This window comes from Kocuria rosea subsp. polaris (assembly GCF_001483755.1).
GTDB lineage: Bacteria > Actinomycetota > Actinomycetes > Actinomycetales > Micrococcaceae > Kocuria > Kocuria cellulosilytica.
The window spans coordinates 38,535-64,051 of sequence record NZ_LQBK01000037.1; the positions used below are offsets into that span (position 1 = coordinate 38,535).

Annotated in this window: 18 protein-coding genes; 13 read left to right on the forward strand and 5 right to left on the reverse strand. The window is 65.8% G+C overall.

Annotated features, from left to right (window positions below):
• Both AVL61_RS13660 and AVL61_RS13665 read right to left on the reverse strand, forming a co-directional pair.
• On the reverse strand, window positions 1–1,515 hold the full coding sequence (locus AVL61_RS13660) for a relaxase/mobilization nuclease domain-containing protein (protein ID WP_058874874.1): 1,515 nt from the start codon (window positions 1,513–1,515) through the stop codon (window positions 1–3).
• A complete protein-coding gene (locus tag AVL61_RS13665; RefSeq protein ID WP_058874875.1) occupies window positions 1,512–1,901 on the reverse strand; it encodes a MobC family plasmid mobilization relaxosome protein in 390 nt (129 codons plus the stop codon). The genes AVL61_RS13660 and AVL61_RS13665 overlap by 4 nt, the downstream gene beginning before the upstream one ends.
• Before the next feature lie 215 nt (window positions 1,902–2,116).
• On the opposite strand from AVL61_RS13665, the gene AVL61_RS13670 reads away from it, so the two are divergent.
• Window positions 2,117–2,446 carry a hypothetical protein gene (locus tag AVL61_RS13670; RefSeq protein WP_058874876.1) on the forward strand — a complete coding sequence of 110 codons (330 nt, stop codon included), beginning with the start codon at window positions 2,117–2,119 and terminating at the stop codon, window positions 2,444–2,446.
• Window positions 2,447–2,887: 441 nt separating this feature from the next.
• Here AVL61_RS13670 and AVL61_RS13680 read toward each other — a convergent pair whose 3' ends face one another.
• A complete protein-coding gene (locus tag AVL61_RS13680; RefSeq protein WP_269433318.1) occupies window positions 2,888–7,867 on the reverse strand; it encodes a helicase-related protein in 4,980 nt (1,659 codons plus the stop codon).
• A gap of 113 nt (window positions 7,868–7,980) precedes the next feature.
• A complete protein-coding gene (locus AVL61_RS18635; protein ID WP_058874878.1) occupies window positions 7,981–8,373 on the reverse strand; it encodes a hypothetical protein in 393 nt (130 codons plus the stop codon).
• Between the two features lie 307 nt (window positions 8,374–8,680).
• Between AVL61_RS18635 and AVL61_RS13690 the strand changes: the two genes are divergently transcribed.
• Together AVL61_RS13690 and AVL61_RS17570 are read left to right on the forward strand one after the other, a co-directional pair.
• Window positions 8,681–9,010 carry a hypothetical protein gene (locus tag AVL61_RS13690; RefSeq protein ID WP_058874879.1) on the forward strand — a complete coding sequence of 110 codons (330 nt, stop codon included), beginning with the start codon at window positions 8,681–8,683 and terminating at the stop codon, window positions 9,008–9,010.
• Between the two features lie 516 nt (window positions 9,011–9,526).
• Entirely contained in the window at window positions 9,527–11,419 is a 1,893-nt protein-coding gene (locus tag AVL61_RS17570) for an AAA family ATPase (protein ID WP_082697172.1), read from the forward strand.
• 369 nt (window positions 11,420–11,788) lie between these two features.
• Here AVL61_RS17570 and AVL61_RS13695 read toward each other — a convergent pair whose 3' ends face one another.
• Window positions 11,789–12,334 (reverse strand): DUF4145 domain-containing protein, encoded by a 546-nt coding sequence (locus tag AVL61_RS13695; protein WP_058874880.1) that lies wholly within the window; start codon window positions 12,332–12,334, stop codon window positions 11,789–11,791.
• 1,030 nt (window positions 12,335–13,364) lie between these two features.
• On the opposite strand from AVL61_RS13695, the gene AVL61_RS13700 reads away from it, so the two are divergent.
• The 10 genes from AVL61_RS13700 to AVL61_RS13745 all read left to right on the forward strand — a co-directional run bounded on the left by AVL61_RS13700 (window position 13,365) and on the right by AVL61_RS13745 (window position 25,497).
• Window positions 13,365–14,570 carry a NosD domain-containing protein gene (locus tag AVL61_RS13700; protein WP_058874881.1) on the forward strand — a complete coding sequence of 402 codons (1,206 nt, stop codon included), beginning with the start codon at window positions 13,365–13,367 and terminating at the stop codon, window positions 14,568–14,570.
• A gap of 194 nt (window positions 14,571–14,764) precedes the next feature.
• Complete coding sequence (locus AVL61_RS13705; protein WP_058874900.1) at window positions 14,765–17,326, forward strand: GH32 C-terminal domain-containing protein; 2,562 nt, start codon at window positions 14,765–14,767, stop codon at window positions 17,324–17,326.
• 246 nt (window positions 17,327–17,572) lie between these two features.
• Window positions 17,573–18,913, forward strand: coding sequence for an ABC transporter substrate-binding protein (locus AVL61_RS13710; protein WP_058874882.1), 1,341 nt, complete (start codon window positions 17,573–17,575; stop codon window positions 18,911–18,913).
• A 208-nt stretch (window positions 18,914–19,121) separates the two neighbouring features.
• Window positions 19,122–19,976: a carbohydrate ABC transporter permease gene (locus AVL61_RS13715; protein ID WP_058874901.1), complete on the forward strand. Its 855-nt coding sequence runs from the start codon at window positions 19,122–19,124 to the stop codon at window positions 19,974–19,976.
• On the forward strand, window positions 19,973–20,812 hold the full coding sequence (locus AVL61_RS13720; RefSeq protein ID WP_058874883.1) for a carbohydrate ABC transporter permease: 840 nt from the start codon (window positions 19,973–19,975) through the stop codon (window positions 20,810–20,812). Before AVL61_RS13715 ends, AVL61_RS13720 begins: the two co-directional genes overlap by 4 nt.
• Window positions 20,813–20,842: 30 nt before the next feature.
• Window positions 20,843–21,964, forward strand: a complete 1,122-nt coding sequence (locus AVL61_RS13725) for a glycoside hydrolase family 172 protein (RefSeq protein ID WP_058874884.1) — start codon at window positions 20,843–20,845, stop codon at window positions 21,962–21,964.
• 40 nt (window positions 21,965–22,004) lie between these two features.
• Window positions 22,005–23,090 (forward strand): LacI family DNA-binding transcriptional regulator, encoded by a 1,086-nt coding sequence (locus AVL61_RS13730; protein ID WP_058874885.1) that lies wholly within the window; start codon window positions 22,005–22,007, stop codon window positions 23,088–23,090.
• A 13-nt stretch (window positions 23,091–23,103) separates the two neighbouring features.
• Window positions 23,104–24,090 (forward strand): glycoside hydrolase family protein, encoded by a 987-nt coding sequence (locus AVL61_RS13735; RefSeq protein WP_058874886.1) that lies wholly within the window; start codon window positions 23,104–23,106, stop codon window positions 24,088–24,090.
• The gene (locus AVL61_RS13740; protein ID WP_058874887.1) at window positions 24,090–25,025 is read left to right on the forward strand and encodes a carbohydrate kinase family protein; all 936 of its coding nucleotides are present in this window, start codon (window positions 24,090–24,092) and stop codon (window positions 25,023–25,025) included. Before AVL61_RS13735 ends, AVL61_RS13740 begins: the two co-directional genes overlap by 1 nt.
• A 97-nt stretch (window positions 25,026–25,122) precedes the next feature.
• Entirely contained in the window at window positions 25,123–25,497 is a 375-nt protein-coding gene (locus AVL61_RS13745) for a hypothetical protein (protein WP_058874888.1), read from the forward strand.
• Window positions 25,498–25,517 lie beyond the last annotated feature (20 nt).

The window sequence follows — 25,517 nt, forward strand, 5'->3', positions numbered from 1 at the left end:
CTACAGCTCCATTCCGTGCTCGTCTCGGGTGTGGTCCACGTAGGGGCGCACCGTGGCGGTGGGCCCCTGGGTCTCCCGCAGCGCCCCGCGGTCACGGGTGGGGCCGGCGTGGGAGGCCGAGCGCGCCGGCCCGGAGGTCTCGACCTCCGGTAAGGGTGCGGCGACGGCGGCCAGGTGCTGCTCGAAAGCGTCGTTGATCAACTGGGTCTCGCGCAGGTCCTGGTTGGCCTGGTGCATCTCGTAGAACGCCTGGGTCATCCGCAGCATCTGGTTCATGATCAAGGCTTGGGCCACCGGAGACGGGGCCCGGGTGGCCGCCAGCAGGAAGGCCGTGGTGCCGCTGGTGCGCAGCGGCGCCTGAAGCGGGGTGGTGATCTTCACCCCGGAACGGTGCGCGGACCGTGCCAGCACCCGGGCAGTCCGTCCCAGCGGCCCCTGGCCGTCCTCGGTCGCGTGCGACCACGCCGCGAACACCCCGGAGGCTTCCCGGGCCGCGTGCGCCCAGGACTGGTGGTCGTCCGGTGCGATCTTCACCAGCCGCCGGCGCACCTCCTTCAATTCCCCGGCCAACCGCCGGGCGGTCTCCTCATCCAAAACCGCACCGGGGGCGTCGGGGTGGACGATGCGGCGGTGCCGCTTGGCCGCCACCCACTCCTCGGATCCTTCTTGGGCGGACTCGGGGGTGTCGGGCCAGCGGGTCCGCAGGGACGGGAGCGTGAGGTCCTGGGCGAGCTTGCCGCCACCGAACCACAACGGCCGCATCCCCTTCGGCGGACGCTCCGCCACCGAATACCCGGTGACCACTGAGTCAGTGCCGGCGGCGAAGCGGGGGTGCACGAGCAGGTTGGCTCGGCGCATCTGCCGCACAAACTGCGCCTCCGTCTCGGCGGCCACCGCGCACGCGCGCACGGTGCGCTCCAGGGCGAACCGAACCGGCTCCCGGGTGCTGTCCCGGTTGATCTCACCCTGCTGCAGCCAGCGTTCGGAGTGGTTGCCGAGCTGGATGAGGTTGAAGTCCTTCTCGATGCCCCGGGCGACCTTCTGCGCCCGGGCGTAGTCGTTGCCGTCGGCCCACTTCGTGCCGTCCTCCCGGATGGTGGAAGCCATGATGTGGATGTGGTCGTTGCCCTTGGTGGAGCGTCCGTGATGCACCGCGACCCACGGGCACGGGGCTTTGGCCCCGGCGTCGGTGAAGTCCATCTCGTCCATGAACTTCTGAGCGATGTCGGCCCATTCCTGGTCGGTGACCTCCCGGTCCTGGTACGGGATCGACAACGAGCAGTGCCAGATGTGCTTGGTGTCTGCCTCAAAGCCCAGCATCCGCCGGTTCAGATCCACCTCGCGGGCGATCCCCACCGCGGCTTCCTCGTTGAGCTGCACGTCGTCGTACCACGCCATGATGAGCGGCGAGCCGCCCACCAGGTGCGGGTCAGTGTGCTCGTTGGCCCGGCCCGGCCCCACCAGGTACTTCATCAGCCCGACCGGCTTGTCACCCTTGGTGATGTTCGGGATCACGGCGCGAGCTCCTCGAGCTTCGCCAGCACTTCCTCACCGAACCGCCGCGCCTCGCGCATCGTCTCGACCGCCTCCGGCAACACCTCACCGGTGCTGTTGGCGTGCCGGGCGATCTGGTTCACGTTGTTCGAGATTGTCGCCATCAGCCGGCGCATCGCCAGTAACTCGACCAGCTGGTTCCGCCGCAGCTGCACCGCCACCGGATCCGCCGACCCGAACACGGCCTCGACCATCAGCGCCGACGGGGACAGCCCGGTCTGCTGCTCCAGCACCATCAACTGGGCACGCTCGGACTCCGACATGGACACCCGGACGTACTGGGTCTTGCCCTCGATCCGCTTGCGACGGGACTTCCACACCCGACGCGGATTCTCCTGCTCCACCACAGCACCTCCTCTCCTTGCCGGCCCAGCGCAGCGCCCCCACTCCCGTGGGCCCCACACGACCAGTGTGCCACCGCAAAGCCCCGCGGGCCAGCGGTGCACCCGTTTTATGGCACATAAAACATAGCTTTGCTCCGCTGGGGCACCACGGGTGCGAAGCGGCAGCTGAGCAGGCGTGGTCTCTGGAACGCACCGTGTGCGTTCGTTAAGGTAGGGGCATGGCTAAGCTCACCGACCCCCAGCAAGCAGAAGAAGCAGCCCAGCGGCTGCTCAACGACCGGATGGACTACGTCCGCCGTGCTATCACCGCCCGCGGCGCCCTCGACGAGGCCCGCGAGGCCCTCAAGGAAGCTGAGAAGAATGACGTTCAGGCGTTCCAGGCCGCGGTGAACAACGGCGGCTGGAGCGCCGAGGAGCTGCGCAAGATTGGGCTCTCCGCACCTGAGAAGGTGCAGCGCGTGCAGCGCCGGCGGAAGGCCACCTCGACCTCCCCAGATGCCCATACCGCGTCTGCGCAGGACGGCGGCGGCACCGAGCCGGAGCAGTGACGGCCAGTCGCTGGGTTCTCACAGCCAGCTACGGCGCGCTCCTGATCATTTCCATCGTCCTGGTGGCCCGAGGCTCGAAAATCGGGTTGCTGGCTGGCTTACTCCTGGTGGTCTCGCTGCTCGTCATCTGGCGTGAAGCACGCCAGATTCGAGCGGACCGTGAGTTGGACAACCGCGGCTGAGTTCCTGGCCCCGTGCCCACATGGGCACGGCAAAAGCTCTCCTCGCTCCGCGGCTTTTCCCGCACCCATGATGGACACGGGGACCCCCGCCGACCACCCGACCACAGCCGGCAGGTCACCTCACGCGCGACCGTGGCACTTCCGTTCCCGCCGACTGTGGACGGCTTCCCGAGCACGTGGTCACCACGCATCAACGGTGCCCGCTCCCACAATGGGGAGCGGGCACCGTCCGTCTGAACAGTCCAAGCAGAGCGAGTATTTACAGCTCCAAGCCGCCCTGTTGGGGTCGCTGCTCGTCGTGCCGTCGTGCCACCTCCGGGGGACGCCCGGAGCCGTTGCCGCCACGCCCGGCACTGCTACGACCCACAGTGGGAGCGTCGGGGAAGTTGATCCGCATTCTCTTCTTCAACGCCTCCAGCTCCGGGTCCAGGGTCGGCTGTGGCGTCTCCTCACCGCGCATGGCGCGCCCGATCCGCTCCACCTCCCACCGGGCGGCCTCGAGTGCGTCCTGGTGCTTGAAGGGCACCCCTAGCGCCTCCCGGGCGTCCACGGCTTCCTGCCGGGCGGCGGTCAGTCGCGCTTCGCGCTTGGTGACTTCTTCGGGCAGTGCTCGGACTTGGTTCTCCAGGCGCTGAATCATGCCCACGCTCGGGTTCAGCGACGTCGCCCGGGTGACTTCCACGGCCACACCGGGGGCGTCGTCGATGCGCAGCTCCACCGGGGACGCACTGAGATCGGCCAGGTTCCCCGGCCGCTGCACGACCCGGATGTCGTGCCCACCAATGGCGCCGGCGACACCGAGATCGGTCTCCCCGGCTCGGGGCGGACGCGAGGTGGCGTGCACCCCGGCCCATTGCTGCCACGCCTCCGCCGCCTCGGCGCGCTTGTCGTAGGTGGCCCCGTCGATGGTCATCCGGAACCGTTCACCGCCGAGCTCATCGGTGGTCCGCTCCGCCGCTGCGCGGAGCACGGGGATCTCCCGCTCCAGCGCATCAGCGCGCACCTGGGCGGCGTCCTTGCGGAACACCAGCGAGGACTGATTGCGGTGCCAGGCCCGGTTCAACCGCTCCAACCGGGCGAGCTCCTGATCGGCCTTCGACTTCTCCAGGATCAACGGGTTGCCGCTGGAGATTGCCTTCACCTCGGCGAAGGACAGAGTGTTGTCCCCGACGTCCTCGATCTCGCGCACGTCCAGGCGCCCGCGCATGATCTGGTCAATGAACTTCGACTTCCGCTCCAACGTCTGCCACATGAAGGTGTCGAACGAACCCTTCGTCACCACCTGCGAGATGGCGACCTCCGGGTTCTGGTTGCCTTGCCGGATGATCCGCCCGTGGCGCTGGGCGACATCGGCCGGGCGCCACGGGGCGTCCAGATCCACCAGGTGCACCGCCCGGGCCTGGATGTTCGTGCCCACCCCCATCTTCTGTGTGGACCCGATCAGCACCGCCACCTCCCCGGTCCGCGCGGCCGAGAACAACCGGCCCTTCTCCGCATCGTTGCGGGCTTCGTGCATGAACCGAATCTTCTCCCCCGGCACCCCCCGCTCGACCAACTGGGCGCGCAGCTCGTCGTAGACGTTCCAGGACTCCGAGGGGGTGCCCAGGTCGCAGAACACGATCTGCAACCCACCCCGGGCGGGGTGCTCCTCCCCGGTCGAGGGATCCGTGAACACATCGTTCCGGTGGTCCTCGTACACCCGGGCCATCAGGTCCGCGGCGGCACTGATCTTGGTCTCCGCCACGACCGACCCCAGCTCCGGATCCACCAGGCGCAGGTCCAAGGCGGCTTTGCGCCCGTCGGAGCTGATCTTGAGCATGTTGTCCTCGGTCGGGGACACCAACCGCGCCTGGATCGCCTCGGCCCGCCGGCCGATCTCCGCGATGTAGTCCTGCAGCTCCGCAGAAGCCTCCACCGGGACCATGCGCGGCAGCCGCTTCCCGTCCTCCCGCACCACCAGATCCGGGGTGGGCAGCTGCAAGTCCTCGGCGGTCTTCACATCGGCGAAAGTGTGGAACATCTTCAACAGCTCCGGGACGTTCTGGAACTTCGCGAACCGCTCCTTCATCTTGAAGCTGTCCCCGCCGGCCACCGACAGCTCCATCTCGGAGACCACCTGACCGAAGGTCGCCGCCCACGAGTCGAAGTCGTGGATCCCGGCCCGCTCCAACAACTCCGGACCCAGATAGCGCTGCATCACATACATCTCGGTCACCGAGTTCGCGATCGGCGTCGCCGTCGCCCCGGTCATCACCCGATCCCCGTGCTGGGACCGCAGGTACTCCACCTTGGAATGCAGGTCACTGGCCCGCTTGGACCCATCGATCGCCGCATCAGAGATGTTCGAGGCGGTGTCGAGGTTCTTGTACTCGTGCAGCTCATCGACCAACAGGTAGTCGATGCCGGTCTGCTCGAAGGTGATCCCCGGATCGGTGGCCCGGTCGGACTTGGCCTTGAGCTTCTCCTCCCTCGCCTGCAGTCGGGCTTCCATGCGCTTGATGGACATGGTGTCCGCCCCGCTGGCCGCGGCCCGTTCGTTGGCCGCTTGCAGCTCGGAACGCTGACGCTCGAGCTCCGCCAGCTGGTAGGCCATCCGGGAGTCCGTGGAGAGCTCGATGCGCTCGAACGCGGTACGGGTCATGATGATCCCGTCCCAATCACTGGCCGCCGCCCGGGCCACGAACACCCGCCGCTTGTCCCCGGCCAGATCCTCGGAGGAGGCGGCCAGGATCTGGGCCTGGGGGTAGAGCTGCAGCCACTCCCGGGAGAACTGGTCCAGCATGTGGTTGGGCACCACGATCACCGGTTTGCGCGCCATCCCCAATCGGCGCAGCTCCATCGCGCCGATGACCATCTCGGCGGTCTTGCCCGCTCCGACCTCGTGGAAGAGCCCCACCGAGGGCTCCGAGAGCATCCGTGCCACTGCGGCGCGCTGGTGGGGGCGGGGGGTGAAGTTCTTCACCAGCCCGGGGAACGTCAGGCGTTCCCCCTCGACGGTGTAGTCGCGCAGCACGATGGAGTTGAACCGCCGGTTGTACTCATCCACCAACCCGGCCGCTCGTGCCGGGTCCTCCCACACCCACTCGCCGAAGCGCTCCTGCATCAGTTGCGCTTTCTCCTGGGCGGCGGTGGTCTCGGTGGCGTTGACCACTCGGCGGTTGCCCTCGGGATCCGACGGGTCGGGGTCGGTGACCTGCACCCGGCGCTGCTCCAGCAGCTTCTTGAAGATGTCTCCGGCCGCCATCCGCTCGGTGCCCCAGTCGTTGCGGGCCGCGAAGACATGACGGCTGGCCCGTACATCCCAGTTCGCGCCGCTGATCCGGTCCACCTGCGCACTGGGGTCCTTGAGGATGTGGCGCAGGAACTGCTCATGAATCTCTGGGGCCACCCACACCGCGCCGATGCGGGCCTCGATCTCATCCGCCCCCAACGGGGCCGGCAGCACCGCCTCCAGGGCGGTCACGTTGGTCTGGAACCGGCCATCGGCGGCCGCTGCGGCCTGGGCTGTGTCCAGCTTCTCGCGCACGTCCCCGGACAGGTACTCCGCCCGGGTCTCGTAGACCCCGTCCTCCCCGGGCACCTCGTAGACCAGTTCCCCCAAGGTCTCGCGCGCGGACTTCTCGTCGGTGCCCAGCAGGGCCGCGATGTGGGCCATCTCCACGGTCCCCAGCGTGTCCAGGGTGACGGCCAGGGCCTCATCCGGGGTGTCCACCCCGAGCACGGGTCGGCGTGGCTGGACCTGCCGCTGCGACAGCAGATCGGCTGGGGCGGCGGTGCCGGTGCCTTCGTCGAAGTGCTCCAACGCTTTCACCAACGGCCCGAAGGGATCCCCGCGCAGCAAGCGGACCGCCGGCGGGGTGACGCGGGCCAGGATGTCCGCCCCCGCCTCGTCGTATTTGCCGGTGCGGCGTTCGGTGAACCGGTTGATCGCTCCGTAGCGGTCGTAGTAGCTCAGGTAGGTGGTGCGCAGCTGCTCGCGCATGGCGTCGAGTTCCGGAGTGTCCTCGACGTTGGCGGCCTCCAAGGTGAGCACGGCCCGTCCTTGGTCACGCAGCCCGAGCAGGGCACGGAGTTCGGCCTGCTGGGTGGTCGGCACCGGCAACGGTGCGTGCACCCCCTCGAGGGTGACCTGAGTGAACGTCCCGTCCCCTCGCGCCGTGATGTGTCCGACCTGTTCCTGGTCGGTGGTCGGCACCAGGGCCGCCGCCTCGAGCTCGTGCTCACTCGTGCGCTCGACCATTCCCCGCCCGGCCGCCAGGGCCTCGGCAGTGATGTCCGCCAGTTGCTCGTGCAGCCGGGCCCCGGTGGCCGCCAGGTCCTCAGCGCGCACAGTGAGGGTGGCGGAGCCGTACATGCCGTTGCCGATCACCGGCTCACCGAGCACCCGCTCAGGGCGCTCCAAGAAGTAGACGTTCATCCGGCCCTGCTGGCCGCCCAGTTCCACCGGTGCGGTCTCCACCCAGGACTGATCCAGCGGCTCCTCCCCGGGCAGGCGGCGCCGGAAGATCAGTACGTCGGTCAGTGCGTCCGTGCCGGCCGCCCGACGGTGGGCCCCGGTGGGCAGGCGCACCGCGCCCAGCAGATCGGCGGTCTCGGCCATCTCCCGGCGGGCCGCGGGGTTCTGCGCGTCCAGGGTAAAGGCTGAGGAGATTACCCCGACCACCCCGCCGGGGCGGGTCAGGGCCAGAGACTTGAGGATGAAGTGGTTGTGCATCGAATGCCCCGCCGCGTTGTGCCGGGGATCGTGCAGAGAGTTGCGGGAGAACGGGACGTTGCCCACCGCGGCGTCGAAAGTGCCACCGGGCATCCGGGTGTCGGCGAAGGACTCGGGGCGGATGATGGCGTCCGGGTAGATGGCCTGGGAGATGGCCGCGGTCACCGGGTCCAGTTCCACCCCGGTCATCTGGGAGCCTTCCGGGGCCAGGCCGATGAAGGTGCCGGCACCGGAGCCGGGCTCCAGCACCCGCCCGCCCGCAAAGCCCAGCCCGGTCAGGGCACCCCAGACCTCGGCGGCGATCGCCGGATCGGTGTAATGGGCGTTGATCACCGTGCGCCGTGCGGCGGCGTACTCGGTCTCATCCAGCAGCTCGTGCAGTTCGGCCCGCTCGGCCTCGTACTCGGTGCGGGACTCGTCGAAGACCTCCGCCACCCCGCTGGCGCCCCAGGAACCCCACCGGGCCAGGGTGGTGCGCTCGGCCTCGGTGGCGGCCCGATCCTCGGCCTGCAGGGAGCGCAGCACGTGAAGCGCTGCCAGATTGGCCCGGAACCTCGCCTGCGCCCCGGACGGGGCCAGGTCGTCCTGGGCGCGGGGGACGAAGCGCCCCGGCCCCGCAGGCTCAGGAGCGTCTGGAGTTACGCCTGTTCCGCGTCCAGCCGGTTCACCTCTTCCCAGTACTCCCGGTCCTCGCGGTTCGACTCCTGGATCGCCTGGAGCATCCGCGCCACCCCGGACTCCTCCTCGTCCTCCTCCTCCGGTTCCTCCTGCACCGACGGGTCCGGAGTCAGCATCTCGACCCGCACGATCTCCTCGGCCTGCAGCTTCGCCGCGTTCAACCGCCCCCACTTCTCCAGGAAGCTCTCCCCCACCGGGTCCGGGCCGGCCAACGCCGTCGTCAAGTCCTCCACCCTGATCGAGGCCTCCTCCCCCAGCTGCTCGAACCACTGATCCGGGTCCGGGATCAGGGCGTACTCCGCCGGCGCGGTCGTCCTCCACGCTTCCTGCGCGAACTTGCCGTACGTGTTCATCACGAACCTCCTCGGGTTCCGGGAAGAGAAAGGCATCAATGCTCAACTGCCCCTCGACTTGTGTCCTTCTACGGGCTCGGGCCATGGGGGGATCTCCTGATTGCGATCGGGAATCTCCCTCACACGCTACCCAGCACCTCCACGACCATCTTCTAGAACACGCACCAGCCAACACTCCTTATGTTGATATGTCAACATACTGGCCTTGCCTGGCTTCACCATTCACTGCCAGTGGCCCTGCCCCGGGTTGGCCATCAGACGTCAATACCAATTGACGATGCGCTCCAGCGTCAACCAGCATTGACCCATGAGCGGAGACGAGCAGATCATCAGTCAGGCCGAAGAGCTCGGGCGCATGCTGGCCAGTTCGGGAAGCTTCGCGAACGTCGCGAAAGCCATCGCACGAGGCTTCGCCGATGCCCAGACCGGGGAAGCCCAACGCCGGGCGCATCTCGCGCTCTTGGGCGCTGAAGCGCTCGTGAGGGGATCACAGACAGCCCGCGGATGGGTTGTACAGGATGCCCGCGACGTGGGCCTGTCGTGGTCCACGGTGGGCGGGGCCCTGGAGATCAGCAAGCAGGGCGCCCAGCAGCGCTACGGCACAGCCTCAGGGCCGGACCCTTCACCCGTCCCATAACGGGCGCCCCCTGCTGCCCCACGCCAGGAACAGCCCGGACTTTTGCTAAAAAGTGGCCGGTAGCCGACCAAATGTAAAACGGAAGGAGACTGAAGCGGGATTGGATGTCATATGATGGCGCGGCAGCTCCAGGCTTCATACCTCAGGTTGCCGACCATATTGAGAATGATTCATAACTTAAGGCGTTGCGATAACGAAGGTCACCAAGACATCGCGGTAACCTTTTTGAATTCTGCGGTACCAAATCACCCAAATAGCGTCCGCACTAGGCTGTCGTCACTCCTCTGTAGGCAATTTGAATTCCAGCATGGGATTTAGGTTGCGGTACGCTTCCTCGGCCTCATTCTCAGCCAACCCACCCCTGTGGAATTTCCACAGGTGCACCACAGCCGTTGCAGCCAACGTTACATTGATCGGCGCGGCGCGGTTCCCACGTTGTGCTCGAAATGTTAAGATGCAAACAGACAGCGCGTTTATGGCACAATATATAAATCACAAGTAGAGCATCGGGGAATTTTGAGAATCTCACGGGTACATATTGAAAACTTCCGCTCCTTGAGAGATATAACGATAGAATTCAGCTCTATCACAACTTTCATTGGTCCCAATGGAGTGGGGAAATCATCTGTACTGAGAGCTCTCGACTGGTTCTTCTCGCCTGTAGGCAAAACAGGACTTCTATGCGACGACGACCTTACTAGCGGATGTTCTGGTGAAAAGATCCGTGTCGAAGTGCAGTTTACCGAACTTACAGACGAAGATCGTGACGCTCTCGGCGCATATGTGCCTGAAACGTCAAAAACATTTATTGCGTGGAAAACACGAACAGCGGAGGGCCGCGAATACTTGTCAGCCAATGCCAAATCATACGCGGCATTCGAGACTATCCGTGAACAAGGACTGAGCGCTGCGGAAAAAAAGGCACGATATAAAGCTCTTCGAGAGGAAGATCAGTCACTAAACCTTACCAATGCAACTACCAGCGCGGCGATCGACGAAGCAATGCGCACGTTCGAGGCAACCAACACTCATCTTCTGACGGACGCTGCCGAAGAGCTGCAGACCAACTTTTTCGGCTTTAACGGCAATGGAAAGATGAGTGGCCTCTTTGATTATGTACTGATCACGGCAGATTTACGCGCAGCAGAGGAGTCGTCTGACATTAAAACCAGCATCGTCGGAAGGATTCTAGAGCGAACTATCGATAGGTCAGTTGCAGACAAGGAAATCGCGGCGATTGTCGAGACCAGCCGCCTCAGTCAGCAAGAAATCTACAAGAAGCACTTCGAAGCTCCATTGACTGACGTCGCCGAACGTCTCAATAGAGTGGTCGGGAGCTACAGCCCAGGCCGGAGCGTGAAAGTTTCGCCTGCGGAGATTGAACTCAAGGCACCACGAACGTCTTTTGGTGTAAGCATACTGGACGGGGAGATCGAAACCACTGTTGACCGCCAAGGCCATGGTTTTCAACGAACCATACTTATCTCCGCCCTTCAGATGCTCGCTGCCGTAGGGGCAGCGTCAGATACGGGAGTTATATTTCTAGCCATCGAAGAGCCCGAGCTGTTCCAGCATCCCGTCCAAGCACAGGCGTTTGCTAAGGTATTACGCGACCTCGCCAGTGACTCTGGCAAGAACATTCAAGTAGCTTATGCTACGCACAGCCCATACTTCGTGGATGGGGCTCATTTCGATGAAGTGCGCCGACTCGTTCGTGATGCCTCTGGAGAGCGCACTGTTTCCGTACACTCGTGCACACTGACTGACGTTGAAGCGCGCATCAATGACACCACTCAGTCTGAGAAAATCAAGCGGCAATTGAACGGAGTGATTAGCAACCAGCTTTCGTCTGCAATCTTTGCAAATGCCGTACTTTTAGTAGAAGGAACCACGGACCAAGCAATCTTGGAAGGTATCGCCGACCGCCATACGATTGGAAGATTCGAAGCTTCGGGAATTGTAGTGGTGCCAGCTAACGGCAAGTCTAATATTCCACTCCCGCACGCTATTCTCTGTAGCCTCGGCATTCCAGTCTATAGCGTATTCGACGCAGACTCAGGCCTTGAAGGCCGCGCAGTAGACAAGGGTAAGAAACCGGCCGAGGTTAGAGCTCTGGTTTCAAACAACCACAAGATGAACCGTAGGAATCTGAAACACTTTGGACTTGCGGAAGAGGACCTTCCTTGCAAGCAAGTGGGCGACAGAGTCGCTATTTTCGAAGATCACCTCGAAGCTTTGCTGGAGGGCGAATGGCCACAGTGGAGCCACTCCTGTTCGGCACATGAGGCAACTACCGGTGAAGTAATCTCGAAGAACCATGCTATATATCGCACAGTGGCCCGGAGCATAGACGCAGATCCGCCCCGACAGCTGGCCGACATTATCGACAAAGTTTTTACACTTACCTAAGGTAAGTTAACTACAGTTGTTCGTTCTTACACTTTCTCGCCCTATTTTGGAGGCGAGAAAGTGAGACACCATGCCACGAGTCAGCTATTGTGATCAACATAAACGTCCTCTAATTCTGCGGGAAGCTTAGATTGAAAGGCATTATCAAGGAGTCTTTGACGTCCTGCGTGCCACCAATCAATTCCGGTATATCAACAAGGAGCAGCCCCAGTTACGACACGTCGCCAAGGGACGGTTCACGAATACGACCTCGCTCGAACACCACAGGCACTCAACACCGCTGGAAGGTAGCGACCACGACTGGAAACCAAACCATAGGTCAGGTCAAACTGTCATCTGCTGGCGCGGCAGTCCCAAGCCTGTCGCGGCTTAGGGTTGCCGGAAGGGCCCTTTGGCTGCGTTGATGGTTTGCGCGTGCGCATCGATATCTGGCCCCGTGAAGAGACGGTGGAACGCTTCGTCGAGCGCCCTGGCACCGTCCAATACCTCGATGGTGGTCAAGTCCGACTCTTCGTGCGTTCCGGCGTTCCCGAGCCACTTGACTGCGAAGAACAGGTCGGCGACCGGAGGACGATTGGGGTCGGCATCCCGCCACTCCTCGATGCGTTCGTGAGCGCTACGAAACTGTCCGGTTGATCGGGTCGCCGAGATGCCCTCAGAGCTCAGAAAGCGTTCCACCGTGGCACGTAGCGCGGTTGCGGCTAGGCCGGGATCAACGAAGAGCACGCGAGAAGCGCGCAAGACGCCCTCTCGGACCTCGTCGGGCGCCGACTTAGGGATCGGCATCATCAGTATCGGCGGGTGCAAATGCCTGACGGTGTAGTACGAGGAGTAGGGAATGCCTTGGTATTCAAACTCGTCGTCGCGGTTGGACTTCTGGGAGGAGTCGACGCGGTAGTCCCCGGTACCATGCACGGCTTGCTGACATTTAGGGTTCTCACACTGCCCGCGAACGACGAACGTGCCGGAGATCCACTCTGGCTCGAACGCAGGATGGCTGCGCGCTGAAACTGAATCGTGGCCCTCATCCTCGGTAGGCGATGAGAACCCGATGTACCCGGTCTGGCAATTGGGGCACGCGGGGCGAGGCCACGGCTGGCCGGACTCGATGGTCCTGGCGAGGCCGGAGAGTGCAGGATCTACAGGCATGCCTGGAGCGTAAACTGAATCGCCCGGCAAGCAGATTCAAGAGCTCCCGTAGGCAGGTGTCCGAGAACCGGGCCTTATGTGAAGCTGGAAGCGGGCGGCCTGCCTCCCTGTCTGGTCAGCCTGCGTTGCAACCCGATGTGCTGGGGCGCTGAACCGACGGAACTGGGTGAATGGCGTAGCGCTACTCTCGGGGCGATCGGCAGATATTTATCCGGTCTTGAAGGCGTGGTGGTCGCTGCTGAATTGAAACGGACCGTCCTCGCTCGGACTCACCTGACCTCGCCTGAGACCTTTGACCTCCGCGCCGTCGGCGCAGCCGATGCGTCGCTGAAAAACCCACGTGCATTGCTGGCCGCACTCGCCCAGGGTCAGGCTGTGGATCTACTCGCTCACAGGTCTCGCAACCGTCTGGCGTGCCTGCACTTGGGCCATGTTGGCGTCCTCGTGCCAGCGATTCGGCGGACATCTCAGAAGGCAGAAAGGTGCCATAGGTCTATTGACGACCTGTTCCGGCCAGGGTAAATTCCCCTTGTTTTAGCGTAGCCAAAACGTTTTTGCGTTTCGCGGTGAAAGGGAATCCCATGCCCAACGTTGGTCTTTTCATGCACCGTCGTTCGCTGCTCAAAGCGATGCTGGTAGGAGGAGCTGCCGCGGCCATCTGCGTAGCGGCGAATCCGCCGGCTTACGCAAACACGTCGAGCCCCGAAGCGCCGGAGGCCGCGGCCGAGCCCACCAGTGATTACCGCTCAATTATCGGTCTCCTCTAACCCCCTCCATTTTCGCAGGAAGACGTGCCATGACAACCGTTTACGACGTGACGACCTGGTCAGTTCCGGACAACCCGGGCGCCAGCCCGACGAACGACATCGGGCTGGTCATCAACAGCATCATCAGCGACATCAAGGCCCAGCAGACGAACCAGGCCTCGAAGCCCGGGGCGGTCATCTACATCCCGCCGGGGGACTACTCCCTCAAGACCCGCGTCAATGTGGACGTCAGCTACCTCACCATCCGGGGATCCGGGCACGGATTCACCTCTCTCAGCATTCGGTACAACGCCGGCAATACCGGCTCGTGGTTCGAGATCAACCCCGGTGGAAGCCGGATCCGGGTGGAGAACACCGACGGGCACAGCGAGGCGTTTCGGGTCTTCCGCTCCGGGGATCCGCGGCTGAGCTCGATCATTTTCGAGAACTTCTGCCTCGACGGCGTCGGCTTCACGGGAAATCAGAACTCCTACCGCAACGGCAAGACGGGCATTCTGATGGAGTCCGCCAACGACGCCTTCCGCGTCCAGGGCATGGGCATGGTTTATCTGGAGCGGGGGCTGGTCGTACGCGACGCCGACGCGCTGAGCGTCAGCGGCAACTTCATCGCCGAGTGCGGCAGCTGCGTGGAGCTGGTGGGTTCCGGGCAGGCGAGCAAGGTCACCGACAACCTCCTCGGGGCCGGCTACATCGGCTTCTCCATCTTCGCGGAAAACCACTGGGGCCTGCTCGTCGCGGCGAACAACATCTTTCCCCGGGGCAAGAGCATGGTTCATTTCAAGAGCTCGAGCCGCTCGACCATCACCGCCAACCGGTTCCATGCTTTCTACCCAGGCATGGTGGTGTTCGAGGGCGGCTGCAACGAGAACCTCGTGGCGAGCAACCACTTCCTGCGGCAGATCGAACCGTTTGACCCGCTCAAGCCCTACAACAACGGCCTGGACGATCTGTTCGGCCTGGTGCACCTGCGCGGTAACGGCAACAGCGTCCTCACCAATCACTTCTCCTTCGATGTTCCCGCCAACGCCGTCGCCCCCGCCGGGCGGACGCCCACAATCGTTCTGGTGGCGGCCGGGCAGGACAACTTCATCGCCACCAACAACACCGTGGCCAGTATCGCGGTCAAGGCCGTGGTCCTGGACGCCTCCACCGTCCGCACCAAGGTTCTGGACAGCGCGACCACAGCACAGTTCGACCCCCTGACGACGAACCACACCTTCCGCCCGACCCCCTGACCTCAGGTCTCCCCCGAGCCGGGCTGAGCCGGTGCACGAACCCTCCCAGCGCGCCCGCTGCCGGTCCCCCCGCCGTGCCGGCACCGACAAGATCGTCGAGCACCGACTCGACCCGCTCCCCAGGAAGGCGCCACCCCATGGCACCACCACGCCTGTCCACGACCACGCCGGGGCTGTTCGTCGTCCTCGCACTCATGCTGAGCCTGCTCGGTCTGCCCCCCGCCGCAGCACAGACCGCTGCAGCCGCCTCGACCGCAGCCCGCTCCGAAGCGGAACCGTATCGACCCGGTCTGCACTACACGCCTGAGCAGAACTGGATGAACGACCCGAACGGGTTGGTCTACCACCAGGGCGTCTACCACATGTACTACCAGTACAACCCCTTCGGCACACGGTGGGGCAACATGAGCTGGGGGCACGCCACTTCCACTGATCTGATGCACTGGCAGGAACAACCTGTAGCGATCCCCCAGACCGTCAATGATGCCGGGGTGTCCACTGAGGACATCTTCTCCGGATCCGTCGTGGTGGACACGACGAACTCGACGGGCTTCGGCACGCTGCAGGATCCGGCCATGGTGGCGATCTATACCAGCACGTACACCAGCGCCCACCCGACACTGGCCGGCAAGCAGGCCCAGTCCCTGGCCTACAGCACCGATGACGGGCAGACCTGGACGAAGTACGCCCAGAATCCCGTGCTCGACCGCAACTCCGCCGACTTCAGAGACCCGAAAGTGTTCCGCTACGACGGCGACGGCGGGTCCTACTGGGTGATGGCGGCGGTGGAGGCTGTGGAGCGCAAAGTGGTCCTCTACAAGAGCTCCGATCTGAAGTCCTGGACCTTTCTCAGCGACTTCGGCCCCGCCAACGCCTCCGAGGGCATCTGGGAGTGCCCGGACCTCTTTCCCCTTCCGGTGGACGGGGACCCCGCCAACACCAAATGGGTGCTCGTGGTCAACCTCAACCCCGGATCGGTCGCCGGCGGCAGCGGCGGACAGTACTTCGTCGGAGACTTCGACGGCACGACCTTCACCTCACAGACCACAGATCCCGTGGCAGGCCTGCCACCGGGCCCCTCCCTGGGCGGCTTCAACGACCAGACCTACAACGGCTGGACCGTCCGCAACGACCCCACCAGCACCGGACTGCCCTGGGCCTCGGCCCCCGCTGCCGGAACACTGCCTGGGCAGAACCCGGTGACCGGCTTCATCGGATCCGGATTGATCAACAGCTTCCGAGGAGGAGACGCCTCCATCGGAAGCCTCGAGTCCCCGACCTTCACGGTGAACAACGACTACCTGAACTTCCTCATCGGCGGCGGTCACCATCCCCGCGCCCCCGGTACCCAGGCCGGCAACGAACCACCTCCCGGCTATCTGCTCTTCGACGGGTTCGACTACCCGGGCACACTCACCGAGGCCGGGTGGCAGATCACCGGGGACTTCACCGCGGCCCGGAACCCCTCCACCTCCGGTGGTGAATTCGCCATCGGAAAGCGGATCAACACCTTCGAAGGTGGAGCCCTCGGCGACGACAACCGGGGCACCATCACCTCGCCGCAGTTCTACCTGACCGACACGAACATCGGCTTCCTGCTCGGCGGCGGCAGCCGTACCGACGGGCAGCTGCAGGTCGAACTGCTCGTCGACGGCGCAGTCGTCAGAACCGCCACCGGCAAGAACTCCGGTGCCCTGGACTGGCAGAACTGGGACGTGAGCGCCTACTACGGCAAGCCTGCGTTCATCCGTATCGTCGACAACGCCACCGGCCCCTGGGGACACCTCACCCTGGACCACATGGTCCTCGGATCGACACCGGCCCAGCCACGCAGCACCGAGACCTCGGTGAGCCTGCTCGTCGACGGCAAGACGGTCCGCTCCGCCACCGGCGACAACAGCGAGACACTGGACTGGAAGTCCTGGGACCTCCGCCCCTTCCGCGGACAACAAGCCACCATCCGCATCACGGACAACAACCGCGCAGGATGGGGACATGTGCTCGCCGACGAGTTCACCCTTTCGGACACCCGCGCCCTGCCCCGGATGGAAGAGCACGACTGGCTCGACTGGGGCAAGGACTACTACGCCACCGTCTCCTTCCACAACGCCCCCGAGAACCGGCGCATCATGCTCGGCTGGATGAACAACTGGGACTACGGCCAGGACACCCCCACCACCACCTGGCGCGGTGCCATGGCACTGCCGCGCGAAGTGACACTGACGCAGACGCCACAGGGCCCCCGGCTCCGACAAGACGTGGTCGCCGAGATCTCCACGCTGCGCGACACCACCTCCCAGTACACCGCACCGGCCCAGGACGTGCCGGCGGGAACCCACGCACTACCCGTCAGCGGAGAGCTCGTGCAGATCGACGCCGAGTTCTCCCCCGGCACCGCCGAAGACTTTGGCCTCACCGTGCTCGGCAACGCCACCGAGGCCACACGCATCGGCTACAGCACCACCGAGGGACGCCTGTACGTAGACCGGCGCAACTCCGGCAACGACAGCTTCCACCCGGCCTTCGCCTCCCTCGACGACGCCCCGGTAGCGCTGGACAACGGCCGGCTGAGACTACGCATCTACCTCGACCGCTCCTCGGTAGAGGTCTTCGCCCAGGACGGCACGACCACCATCACCGACCAGGTCTTCCCCTCCGCAGGAGCCACACAGATCGGCCTGTACAGCCAGGGCGGAACCGCCCGGCTGGAAAGCCTCAACATCACCCCGCTCACACCGACCATGTGGAGCCGCTGACACCGCAGCCTCACCACACCGCACCCCTGGTGCGTCAACGACCGGTGGCCGCCTACGGGGGCTCCGGCTGGCCTCAACGGACAGCCGGAGCCCCCTTTCCCGTATCGGAAAGAATCTTCTCCCCGAAAATCCCGCCAAAGCTGTTGACGAGTGACCGAGGTCACTTTACGCTTACCGCCAAGACGTTTTGGCAAAACGTTTTGTCACTCTCTCAGCGATGATGCCGCCCAGAATGGAGCCCCTGTCATGGCCAACCCCGTTGATCCCCGGGTGCACGGCGCCGCCGTCCCTCGGCAGAAGATCTTCCTCTCCACCGCCGCCGCGCTGTCCGCCTTCGTCCTGGCCGGCTGCGGCGCCGGGGGCGGCGGTGCGACAGCCGATGCCGCCGAGGACTCCCTGACCGTGCTGGTCGAGGCCGGTGGCAAGGCCGAGCTGACCGGCATCGCCGAGAAGTTCACGGAGGAGACCGGCACCGAGGTGACCTTCGTGGAGCTGCCCTACGAGGGCCTCTACAACCGTCTGAACACCGAGTTCTCCTCCGGCAGCACCTCCTTCGACGTCGCCGCCCTGGACGCGATCTGGTTGCCGACCTTCGCCGATGCGGTCACTCCGCTCGACGACATGTTCACCGAGGAGGTCAAGGCCGATCTCTTCCCGGCGCTGGTCGAGGAGGCTCAGATCGACGGTGAGTTCGTCGGCATGCCGGTGTGGACAAACTCGGAGATCCTCTTCTACCGCACGGACCTGTTCGAGGACCCGGCCGAGAAGGCCGACTTCAAGGCCGAGTACGGATACGACCTCGCTCCGCCCACCACCTGGGAGCAGTACCAGGACGTCGCGCAGTTCTTCACCAGGGACACCGACGGGGACGGGGAGACCGACCTGTACGGCACGGACGTCAAGGGCGCCGTGGAGACGGAGTGGCTGGCCACCGTCTCGCAGGCGGGGGCGGAGCACATGGTGCTCAACCCCGAGGGCGAGGTCACGGTCAACGACGCCGACCACCTGGCGGCCCTGGACTTCTACGTCGGGCTGAACAACGAGCTGGAGGCCGCCCCGCCGGGAGCCGCGCAGATCGACTGGGCCGGCGCGCAGAACCTGTTCTACCAGGGCGAGACCGCCATGATGCGATTCTGGGCCCACGCCTACCCCCAGACGCCGGAGGACTCCCCGATCGCCGGTGACATCGGGGCCGCGCCGATGATCGGCGGGCCCGGCGGGGTCGCAGGCGTGCCCGGCCCCTGGTACCTGTCCATCCCGGAGTCGACCGAGAAGCAGGACAAGGCGGCCGAGTTCCTGCAGTTCGCCTACGACAACAACGCCCTGGGCATCGAGTCCTCTCTCGGGCTGGCCGCGCGGGTCTCGGCCTTCGAGCAGTACGAGGGCGAGCCCGGCTACGAGCACTTCGACGCGCTGGTGGAGACGCTCTCGGCGGAGAACACGAAGCCGCGCCCGGCGACCGAGGACTGGCAGGAGATCGTCGACTCCGTGCTCGTGCCCATGCTGCAGAAGGCGCTGGAGCCGGGGGCCGACAACCAGCAGCTGCTCGACGAGGCCAAGCAGCAGATCGAAGCCATCACCCAGTAGGTGGACGGCGTGGTGGTGGGGCACCCACCACCACGCCGGCACTTCCCCTCGAGCAAAGGTGCATTCCGTGCATGTGACCGACCGCCGGGACCCCGTCCCCGGATCTCCTCCACCAGCCGCTCCCGCCCCGCCGGCCCGACCCGTCGAGCCGGTGCCGTCCCGGCGCCGGCGCCGTCGCGGGCTGACGGACCGCCGCTTCGCGACCCTGATGATGCTGCCGGCCGCGGCGTTCCTGGCCGTCTTCGTCGGCTGGCCGCTGCTGCAGTTCGTCTACGACAGCTTCTTCAGCATCGAGCCCTTCGGCGGAGACCGCGAGTTCATCGGCCTGGCGAACTACTCCACGGCGCTGGCCTCGGAGGCCTTCACCGGGGCGGCCTGGCGCACCCTGGTGTACACCCTCATCGTGGTGACCCTCGAGTTCAGCCTGGGGCTGGCCGTGGCCCTGCTCTTCTCCGCGCTGGGCGACAGATCGCGGATCTTCCGCACCGTCTTCATGTACCCGCTGATGATCGCCCCGGTGGTCGCCGGCCTGCTGTGGCGGTTCCTGCTGATCGACAACTTCGGCATCCTCAACGAGCTGCTGCGCCGGGTGGGCATCCTGCGCAGCACCGACCAGATCCAGTGGCTGAGCAATCCGGACATCGCCCTCTTCTCGGTCGCGCTGCCTGACGTGTGGCTGACCACCTCCTTCATCACCCTGATCCTGTTCGCCGGGCTGCAGAACGTGCCGGGGGAACTGCTCGAGGCCGCCCGCATCGACGGGGCCAGCTACCCCACGATCCTGGGCCGGATCATCCTGCCCCTGCTGCGCCCGGTCATCGCCGTCGCGCTGATCATCCGCGGCATCGACGCGGCCCGGGCATTCGACATCATCCTCATCCAGACCAACGGCGGCCCCCAGGGCAGCACCGAGACGCTCTCCCTGCTCGTCTACCGCACCTTCGTCCGTTTCGGCGACCCGGGCCTGGCCAGCGCCATGGGCACCATGTACCTGCTGGGCATGCTCGTCGCCGCCGTCGTGGCCATCTACACCATCTGGCGCCCAGGAAGTGATCGCACATGAACGGCCTCGAAGTCCGCGGCAGGGCCCCGCGCACCATCCTCTGGACCCTGCTCGCCGCCGTCACCGTCCTCTACGGGTTCCCCTTCCTCTACCTGCTGCTGACCTCCTTCAAGACGCCGCTGGAGACGATCGCGGTCCCCCCGAGCGTCTTCGGCTCACAGTTCACCCTGGAGAACTACGTCTCCGCGCTGGGCCGGGAGGGGGTCGTGGCGTCCTTCGTCAACAGCGCCGTCACCGCGATCCTCAGCACGGCCATCTCCCTGGTCCTGGCCGTGCCGGCCGCCTACGCGATCACCCGCTACCGCACCCCCGGCGGCCAGGTCTTCATCCTCATCGCCCTGGTGTGCCGGATGGTGCCGGCCGTCGTGGTCGGGGTGCCGCTGGTCACCCTGTTCCAGGGCCTGCGGATCGCCGACACCTCCTTCGCCCTGGCCATCGCGCACACCACCTTGTCCCTGCCGCTGTCGATCTGGCTGATGAGCAGCTTCTTCGACGCCGTGCCGGACGAGCTGGAGGAGGCGGCCAAGCTCGACGGCTGCAGCCGGCTCGGGGCGCTGCGACGGGTCGTGCTGCCGGTGGTCTCCGGAGGAGTGGCGGTCACCGCGATCTTCGCGTTCCTGGCCTCCTGGAACGAGTTCCTCTTCTCACTGCTGCTGACCGCCGTCCGGGCGCAGACCACCCCCATCATGATCGCCAACTTCCAGACTCAGTTCGGTCTGGACTGGGGCTCCATGACGGCCCTGGCCGCGCTCTACTCCATCCCCGTCGTCCTGCTCACCCTCGTCCTCCAGCGCCACATCGTGGCCGGACTCACCCTCGGTGCGGTCAAAGGCTGACCCACCCCCACCCAAGAAAGAAGCACATCCATGGAATTCTGGCAGCCGAACAGCCCCCTCAACGGGCTCGCCCACGTCAAGACGGCCCGCTCCAAGCGCGAATCGAGCTGGGACCGGACCGGCGGCAACCGCGACTTCAAGACCGTGGCCCCCGGGGACACCTTCGTCATCGCCGACATCCAGGGCGCCGGACGGATCCAGCACATCTGGATGACCACCCGCTGCTACTCCGAGAAGTACCTGCGCAAGCTCGTCCTGGAGATGTACTGGGATGGCGAGGAGAACCCGAGCGTGCGCGCCCCGCTGGGCGATTTCTTCGGCGTCGGGCACGCCGTGGCCAAGCACTACGTGTCCCTGCCCATGAACGCGATCTTCGGTCCGCGCCGCGGGCCCAAGGGCCCGTTCGCGGCGGCGATGAACAGCTACTGGACCATGCCCTTCGGCAGCGCCGCGCGGATCCAGATCCGCAACGAGTCCGACCAGCCGATCCAGAACCTGTTCTACTACGTCGACTACGAACTCACCGAGGAGCCCATCCCCGACGACGTGGCCCGCTTCCACGCCTACTACCGGCAGGAGAAGACCCAGAAGGTCGTCCACGAGCAGACCGAGGAGAACCCCGCCCCCTGGGACCTGCCCGGCACCAACCTCACCGGCGACGACAACTACGTCATCCTCGACGCCGCCGGCGGGCAGGGGCACTATGTGGGCTGCGTGCTGAGCATCGACAACCACGACGCCTCCAACCAGCAGTTCAGCTGGCCCGGTGAGGGCGACGACATGTTCTTCATCGACGGCGAGATCTGGCCGCCCTCGCTGCACGGCACCGGCACCGAGGACTACTTCAACGCCGCCTGGGGTTTCCCCAGCGGGGAGTACGCCGGCCCGTACCACGGGATCACCCTCGGCAGCAGCGTGCAGGAGCACTTCGGACTGTGGAGCATGTATCGCTTCCACATCGAGGACCCGGTGCGCTTCAATTCCTCGCTGAAGGTGTCGATCGAGCACGGGCACGCCAATGACCAGGGCAACGACTTCTCCAGCGTCGCCTACTGGTACCAGACCGGCACCCACGCCCACCACGAGGAGCTGCCGTCCGTGGAGGAGCGCCTGCCCAGGCGCTGGCCCGAGCACGGGCTCTGGGACGAGTAGACCGCACACGAGACCACGACGGCACAGGACGGGGACACAGATGGCACGGAAATCGGTAGGCATACGCGACGTCGCACGCGCTGCGGGGGTCTCCGTGACCACTGTGTCCCACGTCCTCAATGACACCCCGCACACCCGCGTCAGTGAGGAGACGAAGAAGAAGGTCCGGGACGCCGCCGCGGCCCTGGGCTACGGACCCAACCGGATGGCCCAGGGCCTGCGCACCCAGCGCTCGGCCATGCTGGGGCTGCTCAGCGAGGACATCGCCACCACCCCGCACGCCGGAATGATCATCAAGGGTGCGGAGGAGACGGCCCGCAAGCACGACTACACCCTGGTCATCATCAACACCGACAAGGACGCCGACCCGGCCTCCAAGCACAGGGACGTCGACGCCCTGCTCGAACGCCAGGTCGACGGCATCCTCTACGCCACGATGTACCACCGGGCCGTCTCCCTGCCGCCGCGGCTCTTCGAGATCCCGGCGGTCCTCATCGACGCCACGGACCGGACCGGCCTGGTCCCCTGCACCGTCCCGGACGAGCGCGGCGGAGCCCGCACCGCGGTCATGGCGCTCCTGGAAGCCGGGCACCGCAGGATCGGGTTCGTCAACAACACCGACGACGTGCCCGCCACACACGGCCGGCTCGAGGGCTACCGGGACGCGCTGAAGGCCGCCGGGATCGACTTCGACCCCGGACTGGTGGCCGCCCGGGAGTCGGAGGCAGCCGGCGGTTACGAGGCCGCCCTCGAGCAGCTCGACCGGCCCGACCGCCCCACCGCCCTGTTCTGCTACAACGACCGCATGGCGATGGGCGCCTACCGCGCCGCCGCCCAGCTCGGCCTGGCGATCCCCCAGGACCTGTCCGTCATCGGCTTCGACAACCAGGAGCTCATCGCCACCGGACTGCACCCCGGGCTCACCACCATGGCGCTGCCGCACTACGACATGGGCGCGTGGGCGGTCGAGACCCTCATCCGGCTCATCGACGGCCACGCCGAGGAAAAGCTGCTGGCCGACCGGCCCACACTGCTCCCCTGCCCCCTCGTCCGCCGCGATTCCATCGCCCCACCCCGAGACACCACCCGCAAGCCCGCGCCCGATCCTCATCCTCCGACCGACTAACAAAGGACCGACCGTGTTCGAACTGCCCTCCTCCTGGGTGTGGGACTTCTGGTTCGCCGACGACGGCGAGCAGTACCACCTCTTCTTCCTCAAAGCCTCACGCGCCCTGCAGGACCCCGACCGGCGACACTGGCGCGCCAGCATCGGCCACGCCACCTCGGACGACCTGCGCCAGTGGCAGGAACACGCTGACGCCATCGTCCCGGCCGACGAGCCGGCCTTCGACGACCTCGCCACCTGGACTGGCTCGGTGGTGCGCGACGACACAGGACTGTGGCACATGTTCTACACCGGCGTGGACCGCGCCGGAAAAGGCCTGGTGCAGCGCATCGGCAGCGCCACCTCCCCCGACCTGTTCACCTGGACCCGCTCCGAGACCGTCGTCGAACCGGACGAACGGCACTACGAAAAGCTCAGCCAGCGCGCCTGGCCCGACGAAGCCTGGCGCGACCCCTGGATCTCGAGGAGCCCCGACGGCCACGGCTGGCACATGCTCGTCACCGCCCGCGCGAAAGCCGGCAACCCGGACCAGCGCGGTGTCGTCGGGCACGCGTTCTCCCCCGACCTGGCCTCATGGGAGGTGCTGCCCCCGCTCAGCGCACCGGACAGCGGCTTCGGCCAGCTCGAGGTGCTGCAGACCGCCACCGTCGACGGGCGCGACGTGCTCCTGTTCTCCTGCCTCGGGACCGAACTGTCCACGGAGCGGAAGACGCGCGCCGAACGCGGAGGCATCTGGGCCGTGAACGCCCCCGGCCCGCTCGGGCCCTTCGACATCTCTTCTGCCTATCTGGTGGCCGACGAGTCGCTCTACGTCGGGCGGCTCGTCCAGGACCGCCAGGGCCGGTGGCAGATGCTCGCCTTCGAGAACACCGACGACTCCGGGACCTTCGTCGGCCGCATCACCGACCCCCTGCAGGTGACGTGGGAGGCCGGCAAGCTCACCGCCACCGGCGCCCACCACCCACCGGCCGGGGACCGACGCTACGTCGACGTCGCCTGATGCCCGGCGCGGCGCATGAGGCGCAGGTTCTGGTCGTCGGCGAAGCCCTCATGGACGTCGTCATGGCCGCCGGGGTGCCGACAGCCCACCCCGGCGGGTCCCCCGCCAACGTCGCGGTCGGTCTGGCCCGGCTGGGGTGCCGAACATCGCTGCTCACCGCCCTAGGCCGCGACGTGCTGGGGGTCGCCCTCGAACGCCACTTCCAGGACGAGGGGGTGCGCTTGTTCCCCGGGTCAATCCGGGAGGACGAACCCACCTCCTCGGCCACCGTGGCCCTGGACGCCGACGGCGCAGCCACCTACCACTTCGACGTGCGCTGGTCACTGCCCGAACAAGACCTCGACCAGCACTTCGATTTGCTGCACACCGGGTCGATCGCGGCGTTCCTGGCCCCCGGTGCGTCCACCGTGCGCCGTCTGTTCGAACGCGCCCGCCCGAGCACGCTGCTGAGTTTCGACCCCAACATCAGGCCGCAGCTGCTGCCGGAGCGGGCCGACACCGTGAAAGCCTTCCATGCGATGGCCGACCTGGTGGACATCGTCAAACTCAGCGACGAGGACGCCGCATGGCTTTGGCCGGGCCGCGATGTGCACACCGTCCTGGACGAGCTCCTGGCTCGGGGAGCCGGCCTGATCGTCATCACCCGTGGAGCGCAGGGCGCGCTACTGGCCACAGGAGTCCACCGTTGTGACCTACCGGCCGCCCCCACCACAGTGAAGGACACCGTCGGAGCCGGCGACTCCTACATGGCCGCGTTGCTGAGCCTCATCATCGGCGCCGGACGGTTGCCCCGCGACCACCAGGAGCTGAAAACCCTCGGCACCACCGCGGCCCGGGCCGCCGCCATCACCGTCTCACGAGCCGGAGCCCAGCCCCCCACCTCACAAGAACTGCACCGGCTCCGCGCACCCCATGTCGGCTCCGGGAAGGCATGAGCACCACCGCACCACACAGCGACGAGCGAGACGTGACGCAGGACAGCCTCGCGTGCACCCCGGCCGATCAGGGCGGCGCCTGACGAAAGGAGCACCGGTGCGCGACGATCTTCGGTTCGCCCGCCACCTCACTCTCCGAGAGCGGCTGCTGCTAAGACACAGCCTGCGACGAGCCGACTGCCTGCTGCATCCATCCGAAACGGTGCAATTCAGCGCCCGCGGGTGGTGGCGCGGCGATCACTGCCTCGTTCTCGTCACCGCCTCCAGGGTGCTGTTGATCCGATGCTCGACGAAGTACCCGCACCGCGATCACATGGCGTTCGACTTCGACGGTCTCACGCACCTCAGCGCGCACGAGGCGCCACCGGCCGGCGCCCGGCTACGGATCGCCGCCGGCTCCAGCTGGGAGGAATTCTCGGTCCTTCGCCACGGCTGCCAAATGCGCCAATTCCTGATGACAGCCCAACCATGACCGCCATAGCCGCATCTCAC